The organism is Corynebacterium pacaense, from assembly GCF_900169525.1.
GTDB lineage: Bacteria > Actinomycetota > Actinomycetes > Mycobacteriales > Mycobacteriaceae > Corynebacterium > Corynebacterium pacaense.
In genome coordinates this window covers 1433782-1444972 of the sequence record NZ_LT821239.1, presented here as the reverse complement: position 1 = coordinate 1444972, position 11191 = coordinate 1433782, and the positions used below count along the sequence as shown (strand labels likewise).

The 11191-nt window shown below is 63.9% G+C and carries 10 protein-coding genes; 3 read left to right on the top strand and 7 right to left on the bottom strand.

What is annotated here, in order from left to right:
• Nucleotides 1–24: 24 nt before the first annotated feature.
• Complete coding sequence (smc, locus tag B7E02_RS06815; RefSeq protein WP_080794207.1) at nucleotides 25–3474, bottom strand: chromosome segregation protein SMC; 3450 nt, start codon at nucleotides 3472–3474, stop codon at nucleotides 25–27.
• Between the two features lie 14 nt (nucleotides 3475–3488).
• Complete coding sequence (locus tag B7E02_RS06810) at nucleotides 3489–3773, bottom strand: acylphosphatase (RefSeq protein WP_080794499.1); 285 nt, start codon at nucleotides 3771–3773, stop codon at nucleotides 3489–3491.
• 177 nt (nucleotides 3774–3950) lie between these two features.
• On the opposite strand from B7E02_RS06810, the gene B7E02_RS06805 reads away from it, so the two are divergent.
• From B7E02_RS06805 to B7E02_RS06795, 3 genes are all read left to right on the top strand, one after another.
• Nucleotides 3951–4265: a hypothetical protein gene (locus tag B7E02_RS06805; protein ID WP_080794206.1), complete on the top strand. Its 315-nt coding sequence runs from the start codon at nucleotides 3951–3953 to the stop codon at nucleotides 4263–4265.
• Nucleotides 4266–4330: 65 nt separating this feature from the next.
• Nucleotides 4331–4864: an HXXEE domain-containing protein gene (locus B7E02_RS06800; protein WP_179129672.1), complete on the top strand. Its 534-nt coding sequence runs from the start codon at nucleotides 4331–4333 to the stop codon at nucleotides 4862–4864.
• A gap of 157 nt (nucleotides 4865–5021) precedes the next feature.
• Nucleotides 5022–5288, top strand: a complete 267-nt coding sequence (locus B7E02_RS06795; protein ID WP_080794201.1) for a chorismate mutase — start codon at nucleotides 5022–5024, stop codon at nucleotides 5286–5288.
• A gap of 539 nt (nucleotides 5289–5827) precedes the next feature.
• On the opposite strand, the gene mutM is transcribed toward B7E02_RS06795, so the two are convergent.
• From mutM to gdhA, 5 genes are all read right to left on the bottom strand, one after another.
• Nucleotides 5828–6697 carry a bifunctional DNA-formamidopyrimidine glycosylase/DNA-(apurinic or apyrimidinic site) lyase gene (gene mutM, locus B7E02_RS06790; RefSeq protein ID WP_080794200.1) on the bottom strand — a complete coding sequence of 290 codons (870 nt, stop codon included), beginning with the start codon at nucleotides 6695–6697 and terminating at the stop codon, nucleotides 5828–5830.
• Complete coding sequence (rnc, locus tag B7E02_RS06785) at nucleotides 6690–7433, bottom strand: ribonuclease III (protein ID WP_080794198.1); 744 nt, start codon at nucleotides 7431–7433, stop codon at nucleotides 6690–6692. Before rnc ends, mutM begins: the two co-directional genes overlap by 8 nt.
• Nucleotides 7430–7972, bottom strand: a complete 543-nt coding sequence (locus B7E02_RS06780; RefSeq protein ID WP_080794196.1) for a YceD family protein — start codon at nucleotides 7970–7972, stop codon at nucleotides 7430–7432. Before B7E02_RS06780 ends, rnc begins: the two co-directional genes overlap by 4 nt.
• 65 nt (nucleotides 7973–8037) lie before the next feature.
• Entirely contained in the window at nucleotides 8038–8784 is a 747-nt protein-coding gene (locus B7E02_RS06775) for an ATP synthase subunit B family protein (RefSeq protein ID WP_080794195.1), read from the bottom strand.
• 839 nt (nucleotides 8785–9623) lie between these two features.
• Complete coding sequence (gene gdhA / locus B7E02_RS06770; RefSeq protein WP_080794193.1) at nucleotides 9624–10967, bottom strand: NADP-specific glutamate dehydrogenase; 1344 nt, start codon at nucleotides 10965–10967, stop codon at nucleotides 9624–9626.
• Nucleotides 10968–11191: the final 224 nt, after the last annotated feature.

Here is an 11191-nt window from a genome sequence, read left to right as displayed (position 1 = left end):
TACCCCACCGCCGCGGGGACATAATCAACTGCGGGTGGGCTCCATACGCTGGCTGATCACCCGGGTAACGCCATCCCCACGCATGGTCACACCATAGAGCACGTTGGCCACATCCATCGTCGGTTTCTGGTGGGTGATCACGATCAGTTGGGAATCCCGGCGCAGTTCCTCAAACAGCGCGATCAGTCGGCGCAGGTTGACATCATCGAGCGCCGCCTCCACCTCGTCCATCACGTAGAAGGGGCTGGGACGCGCCCGGAAGATGGCCACGAGCATCGCCAGCGCCGTCAGTGACTTTTCACCACCCGACAGCAGCGAGAGGCGTTTGACCTTCTTTCCCGGCGGACGGGCCTCGACCTCGATACCGGTGGCCAGCAGATCATCGGGATCGGTGAGCAGCAGACGGCCCTCGCCGCCGGGAAACAGGGTGTTGAACACCCTCGGAAACTCCGCCTCCACATCGTGCCAGGCATCGGAGAACAGCTGCAGGATCTTCGCGTCAACCTCCTCGATCACGCCGCTGAGATCCGCACGCGCCTGCTTGACATCGGCAAGTTGAGTGGACAGAAACTCGTAGCGCTCCTCCAGCGCCTTGAACTCCTCCAGTGCAAGGGGATTGACCTTGCCCAGGGAGGCGAGATCCTTCTCCGCTCTCTTGAGACGGGCGCGCTGGGCCGCCTCATCGAAATCCTGATCCGGGGTGTAGTCACGGAGCAGGTCCCCCACCGGCACACCGAGCTGTTCGGTGATCTTTGCCACCGATTCCTCCATCCTCACCTGAGCCTGGCTGCGCGCCAGTTCCATGGCGTGGGAGTTGTCGCTGAGTCGGTCGAGCTGATGCCTGGCCGCGCTGACCGCGTCCCTGGCCCGGGCGACCCCCGCGTTCAGTAGGGCCTTTTCCCGGTTGGTGGCGTCGCGTTCCGCGGTGGCCCCGGCGAGCGCCGCGGCGACTCTCTCCGCGAGGTCCCTGGCCCCACGGTGCACGGTCGCCGCGAGATCGGCGCGCCGCCGGCGGGCCTCCATGGCACGTTCGTGCCGGATCTTCGCCTGCTTCTCCTGCTCGGCCTGCCTGCGCAGATTATCGCCCCTGCCACGGATCTGCCCGGCGCGCTCCTCCGCGGTGCGCAGTGCCAGGCGTGCCTCCATCTCCATGGCGCGGATCTGCGCCAGAGCGGCACCAGCCAGGTCACGGTCCCGGGTCGAGGGTTCCTGCTCCCCGCCATCGTCGTCGATCCTGGACAGGCGGTCGAGTATCTCCTCCAGGCGCCCACGGAGCTCCTCCCGCCGGGTTTCCGCCGCGGTGTGGCGATCCATGTGGCGGGTCCTCTCGGCTTCCGCCGCCCGGTGCTGCTTGTCCAGACGCGAGAGATCGCGCCCGACGTTGTCCAGGGTGATGTCGAGTTCGCGCAGCGCGGCCCTGGCCGCGGCGGCGTCGACCCGGCTGTTCTCCGCGGCCTGCCTGGCCCCCTCGAAGGTGCCACTGATGTCATCCAGCAGCGAGGTGGTCCGGACCAGTTCCATTCCGGCGGAGTCGATCTGCGCGGTGATCTCCACGGTCGAGGTGCCGGTGCCGAGCTGCACCCACCCCTGCCCGAGGAGCACGCCCTCGCGGGTGACCGCCCGCAACCTCGGATCCGCGGTGACGATCGCGCGTCCCGCGGCGGGGGCGTCGATAAGCACCACGTCCGCGAGCAGCCGGTTGACGGGACCGGCGATCCGCGGATCGAGGCTTAGGTGGTCGAGCAGCCAGGTCGCGCCGGATGGCAGATCGGCGTCCAGTCGCCAGGCGGCATCCGTGCCGGCCGTATCGACGATGACGGTGAGCGGTACACCGGCGTCGAGAAGCTTGTCGACGACCCCACCGCCGACCCCACCGGCGAGCGCCTCGGCGTGCGGCCCGAGTGCCGCCGCCAGGGCACGTTCCACGCCGCCCGCGGCGCGCATCAGTCCAGCCAGCCGGGGATAGTCGAGGACCTCCGCCGCGGAGGACCTCGGCTGATTCTGGGTCAGTGTGTCAATCCGGGATTCCAGGGCGGATACGTCCCTCTCCAGTAGGCCACGCCGGGAACGCAGCTCCTCCAGGCGCGTCTCCGCCGCCTCTGCCTCATTCCGCGCCTGTTCGTGGGCGTCCTCAAGCGGTTCGCGCTCGGTGGCGATGGCCAGCTTCCGCTCCGTCGCCAGCCGGTGCTCCCGTTCAATGTCGAGGATCCGCCCAATGGACTCCTCGAGCTGTTCCCCCATGCGCCGGGCGTCATCCTCCGCGGCCGCGAGCTGTGTGTGCAGTGACTCCTCGCTGGCGAGCAGGCGCACCACACCCTCACGCCTGTCCGCGATCGCCCGTACCTGCGCCAGGTGCTCGCGCTCTGCTTCACGCGCCTGCGCGGCCTTCTCCTCGGACTCCTCGCGGATGGACTCCAGACGCTCGCGGGCCATGTCCACCTGCATCTCGAGATCCTCGGACTCACGGTCCGCGGCTTCCGCGCGACGCAGCAGGTCCCCGGGTTCCTGCCCCGTGTATGCCGTCTCCGCGGCACCGGCGGAGGCGCGATCCGCCGCGATCCGCATCGTCGCCGAGACCCTTTCTGCCAGGGAGGAAAGATCGAACCACAGTTGCTGGGCCGCCTCCGCACGCGGAACGAGATCGCCCAGCTCGGTCTCCAGCTCCATCTGGGTCGTGGTGGTGCCCTCGAGCAGCTCCCGTGCCTCCTCCACCTGCTGACGGATCATCTTCTCCCGCTCGGTGGAGGTCTCGAGCTTCTCCGCGAGCCTGACGATCTCAAACCCGGCGAGCTGGAATCTGGCGTCCCGCAGATCCGACTGGACGGTGGCCGCACGCCGCGCAGCCTCCGCCTGACGTGCCAGAGGCCTGAGCTGTTTGCCCAGCTCCTCGGTGAGGTCCTGGAGGCGATCGAGATTGATCTGCATTCCCTGGAGCTTTCGCTGCGCCTTCTCCTTCCGCCTGCGGTGCTTGAGCACCCCGGCCGCCTCCTCGATGTAGGCGCGGCGTTCCTCGGGGCGGGATTCCAGGATCTCCGCGAGCTTTCCCTGCCCCACCATCACGTGCATCTCCCGGCCGATGCCGGAGTCCGACAACAGCTCCTGGACGTCCATCAATCGCGCGCGGGAACCATTGATCTCGTACTCGCTGGCCCCGTCACGGAACATCCGACGAGTCACGGAGACCTCGGTGTAGTCGATGGGAAGCGCCCCATCGGTGTTGTCGATGGTCAGCGTCACCTCGGCGCGACCGAGAGGTTTGCGCTCCCCCGCACCGGCGAAGATGACATCCTCCATCTTTCCGCCGCGCAGTGTCTTCGCCGAACCCTCGCCCATCACCCAGGCCAGGGCATCGGCGACGTTTGACTTTCCGGAACCGTTGGGGCCGACGACCGCGCAGATGCCCGGCTCGAATTTCAGGGTCGTCGCGGATGCGAAGGACTTGAATCCCTTGAGCGTCAACGATTTCAAATACATAACGGCTTCAGAGTCTAGCGTTCGGTGAAGCCCTTGACGCCACGCGGGGATCCCCACTGCTCCACCACCGTGGTGACCCTCCCCGCCCGGTTGTGCCGGCTCGGGTGTTCGGACAACCGGGTGAGCAGTTCCTCGCACTGCGCCCGCGTTCCCTCCGCCACGACACAGACCCTGCCGTCATCCAGGTTCGTCGCCGAGCCGCTGATCCCGAGCTCCAGTGCCTGGGATCTGGTCCACCAGCGGAAGCCCACACCCTGGACACGGCCGTGGACGAATGCGGTGAGTCTGACGTCCGGCATCTTATGTTCTCCCATCCCTCGCGCATCGATCAGCTGGCCCCAAGCATTCCACAACACGGCGGAACATCGGGGAAAGGGCACGCGAACACCCTCCGGAATCCATGTTCCCGCACCGTGGCCCCATTCTTCAGTTAGCCTGATCAACACCGATCAAACCCAATTCCCCAAGGAGCCCCCATGACGAGACTCAGGTCCCTGACCGCCACGGCCGGTTGTGCCATTGCCATCGCTGTCGCCGCCCCGGCAGCGTCCGCGGACACATCAAGCCACATTCCATCCAACCCCATGGTCGACGGCCCTCCCATGACATCGACCGGTCTCGACCGCGGTCAGGAAACCACCCTCCTCTCCGAGCTCTTCCGCTTCCGCGAGTCCGTCGTCGGCACACAGGAATGGGTCAACTGCGCGACACTTCCCCTGGCACGGTCGATCCCCTGCACCATCCTCGACGCCGTCGCCCCGGTGGTGATCCTGTCATCGGTGCGTCCCTAGCCGAACTTGGCGCGGCTCCATGTTGCGGCACCTAAGATTCTCGTATGAGGGTTCGCGGGCCGGAAGTGCTATTCATTGCCTGGGCTATCCACGACGTGGAGGAGGCCCTGGCATTCCCGGCGACATGTGACGATCTGGCGAACCGTACCGGAATCGAGCATCTGCGTATCGACGCACACCAGTCCTGGACGGCAGTCGGGATCATGGGTGCAATTGTGGCCACGGCCTGCTGGCGGGGATACAGGACCGGTGGCCGGTCCCGGATGTACCGCGCGGTGCTGGCGGGTCTCGAGGGTCACGTCTACACGCATCTGGCAGCTTCAGCCGGACTACGTCGCTACACGGCCGGTGTCGCCACCGCGGTCCCGATAATGCTCCCCGCAGTCGTTGCCGCGCGGAGGGAACTCCAACTCGCTGGTCCTCCTCTGGAAACACTGGACTTCGTCCGGGGCGCATTCGTCCTGATCCCCGGCGCGATCATCAGTCAGATGCTGGCGAGGCTCCTTCCCGGCAGGGAGAAGCCACGCGGTCCCGGAACCTCTGCTGGCGGCGCGCGCAGCAGTGAGAGGAGCGCCGGGCGAAAGGGATCCACCCGATGAGGGTTCCGCAACGATCGCAGGCTCACCCCCCGCGATCATAAACCTGGAAGGATCGGCGAAAGTACCCCGCCTGTCAAAGCAGATTTCATTCATTCTGTCATCTCTTATCTCGACGTGTCCACGTATTACTCCCGGAGCTCGCCATTACAGGGAAGTCATGGATTCGGAAAAATTACCGACCCTCAACGAAGTGCGATCTGCAATTGATGGGATTGACCAACGGCTGGTGCAGCTGATCGCGGGCACTCTCAAGAAAGATGAGGATGGCGTGCGTGCACCTGCCCTAGTCGAAGCAGTGATTGATACGGTGCGATCGCTCGCAGGCTCGGCGGGTGCATCGCCAGACGCCACCGAAGACACCCACCGTGCAATGATCGGCGCGTTCATCGAGCTTGAACTCGCTCATCACCGCTCAAACCAGTAGCATCCAGCACCTCCTTTGGCTTTCTCGCCCGGTGACCGCGTATTCGTTAACGAGTCCAAAGCGCGAGACTACGTCGTTGCTGCGACGGCAGCATCACCACCATCGCCTCCCGTCACAGGGAAATCGCTTCGCAGCCTCAAGAAAGCCGGGCGGCGTCGCAACCATTTCAAGAGCGAACGCTACATCCGCCGCGGGGAAACTCCCTCCGGGAGGTGCGAACTCGATCTGCGCGTGACCGTGTGGATCGCGAAAGGCCTCCCCGACCAGCAAGCCTGACGGCCATGACTGATCGAGTTGACCACAGTGCTCATCGAATCAGGGGGCGATCACCTCTTCATCGAGCGAGATGAGTGACTCATCACCGCTGACAAAAAGAGAATCGCCGGGATTCTCCGGCGGCGCCAGTCCCAGAACCTCAGTTTCACCCATGTCACCCCGGCGGAGCAACCATTGCCGTGGGTGAGCGACTCAACAGCATGGTGCTCCGTAGGCCTCGCCTAACCCGAAATCGCAGCACCCACCATGTGATTGTTTCAACATCAGCGTCGCCGCTGGCAGCGCGGGCAGAAGTGCGAGGAGCGCCCGCCGATCACGATGCGACGAAGCGCCGTGCCGCAGCGCAGGCACGGCTTCCCCGTGCGCCCGTAGGCCTGCAGACTCCTGCTGAAGTAGCCCGAGTTGCCGTTGACGTTGATGTAGAGGGAGTCAAAGGATGTCCCGCCCTCCGCCAGGGCGCGATTCATCACCTCGATGCCCGACATCAGGAGCCCGCGGAGGCGGTTCAAAGAGACACGGCTCGCATTCTGCATGGGGTGGATCCCGGCCTCCCAGAGCATTTCATCGGCGTAGATGTTGCCGATTCCCGAAACGATCTCCTGGTTGAGCAGAAGGCGCTTGATCTCCGTCGGCCTGGATTTCAGCAGCCGGGCCGCGGCATGAACGTCAAGGTTCTGGTCGAGGAGATCCATGGCGATATGGGCCACACGTTCGGGCACCCCGTCGCGTACCGGACCCACCCACCAGTAGCCGAAGGTGCGCTGATCGACGAACCAGATCTGCTTGCCGTCGTCGAGTTCGAGGTAGGCCCGCAGGTGGGGGGAAGTTTCAGCGCCGGGGGTCTTCACCAGCATTTGTCCGCTCATCCCCAGGTGCACAAGCAGCGCGAGCTCCGTGTGTGGTGCCCGGTGGCTGCCGGGGGTGGTGTCGGCAAGCAACAGCCAGCAGAATTTGCCGCGCCGGCGCGCGGCGGTGACCGTCAAGCCGTCGAGGCTCGTCTCGATCTCCGGGGCACCACCCGGTTGATTGCGTGCCGCCCTCGGATGCAGCACGTGGGCCGCCGTGATGCGGTGCCCGACAAGGTTGGCGTCCAACCCGCGCCGGACAACCTCGACCTCCGGAAGTTCAGGCACGCTTCTCTCTCAGCTTGCGATAAGCCTGGTGCGCGGCCTCCTGTTCGGCCAGCTTCTTGTTGGGTCCCACTCCCCTTCCCATCTCCTCGCCCTCGACGGTGGCGAGGGCGGTAAACACCTGATCATGATCCGGCCCCTCGGAACTGGCAACGTACTCGGCCATGGGCCGCTTCCGGTGCGCCAGCTCCTCCTGCAGGGTGGTCTTCCAATCCTGGTGGATGCCTCTGGCCGTGGCATGGGCTAGCTTGTCGGCGAAGAGGCGGAGCACTACTCCGCGTGCAGTCTCGAAACCGTGCTGACGAAACACCGCTCCCAGCAGCGCCTCAGTGGTATCGGCGAGAATGGAATCCTTGCCGCGCCCCTCCGTGAGCAGCTCTCCCTTGCCCAGGAGAATGAACTTTCCGAGGTCGATCTCCCTGGCCACATCGGCCAAACCGTAGCGGCTGACAATCGACGCCCGCATCTTGGAGATATCGGACTCCGGGCGACTCGGGTGCAACTCATAGAGCTTGTTGGCAACCGAGAGCCCCAGCACAGCGTCGCCGAGAAACTCCAGGCGCTCGTTGTTGGGCAGTGTGCCGTTCTCGTTGGCAAAGGAACGGTGGGTCAGTGCGAGGATCAGCAGATCGCGATCCAGCTCGACACCGAGGCTTTCCAGCAGGGGCACATGATCAACTGAATCGAAGGCCTCGTTCAGCGCCTCCTCACCTGTGAGCCGGCTCTTTCTCCGGGTCACAGGAACTTCTCCAAGCCCGACCACCTGGGATCGACCTTCTCCTCGCCGACCATCCCCGATTCGCCATCGGACTCGCCGTCCGGAGCGGGCACCGAGGCCTCGTCACAACCGGGGTAGCCGAAGCGCCCGCAGGTCGGGTTGAAGGGAAGGTTGAGTCCGGCCTCATCCAGGACCGACTGGAGCAGATCGATCTGATCCCGGTCCACCCTGGGCAGCTCATCCTCATCCTCAGCCGCCTCGCCGGTGATGAAGTCATCGGAGGCGGCAAAAACCTCTGAGACATGCAGGGTGAACTCGGGGGTGATTTCCCTGAGACAACGCGAGCACTGGCCGCTGAGGGTGGCGCGCACATCCGCTTCGACGAGAATGCCGCCGCCGAGGGAACTCAGAACGGCGTCGACGACGACATCGCCACCCTCGGGAATGGCGATCATCTCCGGTCCGATCCGAGCCGGGCTCGAACCCGACTGCGTGCGATGTTCCGGGAGACCGTTACCGCGCAGCACAGCTGCGACATCAAAAACAAAAGGAGATTTCATGACGTGGCATATCCTACCCGCAGTGCCGCGCGATCATATACATCGACAGGTTGATCGGCCTCGAATCAGTAGTCCCGCCGGCCGCCGCGCTCACCGTAATCAGCGGAGCGGTCCGCACCCGACCCGGCCGCGCCGGCTCCACGCCTGAGAGCGGTCCGGTCCGCTGAGACGCTGCGCAGCGTGGTGGACAACGAGGTCTCAAACTCGGCCAGTTTGGAGTCGACATACTCGTCGCATTCACCGCGCAACTTGTTGGAATCTGCGTGTGCCGCGGCGACGATGCGGTGCGCCTCGTCATTCGAACGCCTCACAACCTCAGACTCACTGATCAGGCGCTCCTGCTCCGCCTGCCCCTCCTCGACCGCCCGTCGATAGGATTCGTTTCCGCTCTGGACGAGTCGATCCGCCTCCGACTGCGCGCGCTCAGTGACGGCATCCGCCTCACGACGTGCATCGTGGACCGTACGGTCAGCGGTGTCATTCGCCTTGGCCACCACGGAATTCGCATGATTTGTAGCGTCCTCGACCATGGCATCGGACTCCTCATGCGCCCGGGCGAGCAGATCGCGGGCCTCCGCTTCGGCATCATCGACCAGCGCACGGGCTTTCTCCTCCGCGTCACGGATGATGCTGTCCCGGTGATCGAGCACGTCCTGGGCATCATCGAGTTCAGCGGGAAGGGCGTCACGGAGGTCATCGAGCAACGTAAGGACCTCTTGGCGCGGAACGACGCAATTAGAGGTCATCGGTACGCCGTAGGCACGTCCGACGGTCTGGACAAGTTCATCTAGGGCCTCGAATACACGGTACATGGGAACCCAGCCTACTCAGTTCCCGCGGCACGGGGATTGCACCACGCCCTCCCCCTCACCGCGAAAGGTGCAGTCAACGCCTGCCGGGCCGACCGCGGAGTGAACACGGCGGGGCTTGGGCGATCTCTAGCGATGTATGGCGATCTGTAGCTATCTGTAGCGACTCCAGGTGATTGGGGTTTAAGGACTTCGGATGGAACCGAGAGTCGGACACCGAGGAAAACCGGGGCAAAGTCCGAAAACCGTCGACACAAACCCCAGGACCCGCAAAACCTCACCTCGGCTGTCCACACCCCGCAAGAAAGCTGAACAAAAACTATCATTCTCCCGGGAGAGCGTGGCCGGCCAGTCCCGCGGAACGAGCCATCGCCGCGCCCCGCACCCCGGAACTGACCCAAAGAAGATAACCGGGGCAAAGTCCGAAAACCGTCGACACAAACCCCAGGACCCGCAAAACCTCACCCCGGCTGTCCACACACCGCAAGAAAGCTGAACAAAAACTATCATTCTCCCGGGAGAGCGTGGCCGGCCAGTCCCGCGGAACGAGCCATCGCCGCACCCCGCACCCCGGAACTGACCCAAAGAAGATAACCGGGGCAAAGACCGAAAACGGTCGACACAAACCCCAGGACCCGCAAAACCTCACCCCGGCTGTCCACACCCCGCCAGAAAACTGAACAAATACTGTCAGTACTCTACCTGTCCGGACTCCCGGAAGCGCGGCCATGCTAAGCGGGCGCCACCAGCGGGCGCCACCAGCGGACTCGACCGGCACATCCCTGGCCGGAAACGACAACGGCCCCACCACGTCGCCGTGATGGGGCCGAGGCAAGAGATAGCTAAATGACGCCCTGCGCGAGCATCGCGTCCGCCACCTTCTTGAATCCGGCGATATTGGCACCGATGACATAGTCGTGCTCGTGTCCATAATCTGCGGCGGTCTTGGCGCAGGTGTGGAAGATGTTGGTCATGATGCGATGCAGTCGCTCGTCGGTGTACTCGAAGGACCATGAATCCCTGGAGGCGTTCTGCTGCATCTCGAGTGCGGAGGTGGCCACACCACCGGCATTGGCGGCCTTGCCCGGACCGAAGCGGACGCCCCTCTCGCGAAAGACCTCGACTGCCTCGGGGGTGGAGGGCATGTTCGCACCCTCGGCAACATAGCGGCAGCCGTTGTCCGCAAGCTTCTTGGCGTGTTCCCCGTTGAGCTCATTCTGAGTGGCGCAGGGCAGGGCGATGTCACATTCAAGGTCCCAGATGGACCCGTCCGTGTGATAGTCCGCACCATCGACTTCAGCGACGTACTCGGTGACCCTCGCGCGACGGACCTCCTTGATGTCGCGCAGCTTCTCCACATCCACGCCGTTGGGGGTGGATACCCAACCGCTTGAGTCGGAGAATCCAACGACGGTGGCACCGAGTTCCTGCGCCTTCTGGATCGCGTAGGTTGCCACATTGCCCGAGCCCGAAACGATGACCCGCTTGCCCTCGAGGGTCTCACCCTGTGCCTTGATCATTTCGTTGACAAAGTACACGGCGCCGTATCCGGTGGCCTCGGTGCGAACAAGGGAGCCGCCCCAGGTCAGACCCTTGCCGGTGAGGACACCGGATTCGTGCCTGTTGGCCAGCCTGCGGTACTGACCGAAAAGGTATCCGATCTCGCGTCCACCCACGCCGATGTCGCCAGCGGGGACGTCGCGGTACTCGCCGATGTGACGATGAAGCTCGGTCATGAAGGACTGGCAGAAGCGCATGATCTCGAGATCGGACTTGCCCTTGGGATCGAAGTCGGATCCTCCCTTGCCGCCACCGATGGGCAGTCCGGTCAGGGAGTTCTTGAAGATCTGCTCGAAGCCGAGGAACTTGACGATTCCGAGGTTGACCGAGGGATGGAACCGCAGCCCGCCCTTGTAGGGCCCTAGTGCCGAGTTGAACTGGACACGGAAACCACGGTTGACCTGCACCTGGCCATTGTCATCGACCCACGGTACGCGGAAGATGAGCTGACGCTCCGGCTCACAGAGGCGCTGAATCAGGCCATAGTCGGCGTAGTGCGGGTCCTTCTCGAGAACGATCTTCAGAGACTCGAGAACTTCAGCCACGGCCTGGTGAAACTCCGGCTCGCCCGCGTTGCGCCTGAGCAACATGTCGTAATAGTCGGAGACCTGCTGATCAACATTCATGATTTCGACGTTCCCATCTTCAGCACAGACAGGCACCCGGCTTTTTCCGCGCGAGCACCTGCAAGTGACATTAAACCTAACGGTTAATAGTTTTAATTCAGCGGAGCTGAAAAGAGCAACTCCATCAGACGGATGGCTTAACTCACAGGAATAGTACCAGCTTGTCAATCGTCACGCAGGAGGATTGTGAGCCATCGTGTATAAGACCACAGTGCAGCCCCTGT

Coding starts and splice junctions, on each gene's coding strand:
- B7E02_RS06795 (WP_080794201.1), top strand. CDS start 5,022: ATGGATTCGGAAAAATTACCGACCCTCAACGAAGTGCGATCTGCAATT.
- gdhA (WP_080794193.1), bottom strand. CDS start 10,967: ATGAATGTTGATCAGCAGGTCTCCGACTATTACGACATGTTGCTCAGG.
- B7E02_RS06775 (WP_080794195.1), bottom strand. CDS start 8,784: ATGTACCGTGTATTCGAGGCCCTAGATGAACTTGTCCAGACCGTCGGA.
- B7E02_RS06780 (WP_080794196.1), bottom strand. CDS start 7,972: ATGAAATCTCCTTTTGTTTTTGATGTCGCAGCTGTGCTGCGCGGTAAC.
- smc (WP_080794207.1), bottom strand. CDS start 3,474: ATGTATTTGAAATCGTTGACGCTCAAGGGATTCAAGTCCTTCGCATCC.
- B7E02_RS06805 (WP_080794206.1), top strand. CDS start 3,951: ATGACGAGACTCAGGTCCCTGACCGCCACGGCCGGTTGTGCCATTGCC.
- B7E02_RS06810 (WP_080794499.1), bottom strand. CDS start 3,773: ATGCCGGACGTCAGACTCACCGCATTCGTCCACGGCCGTGTCCAGGGT.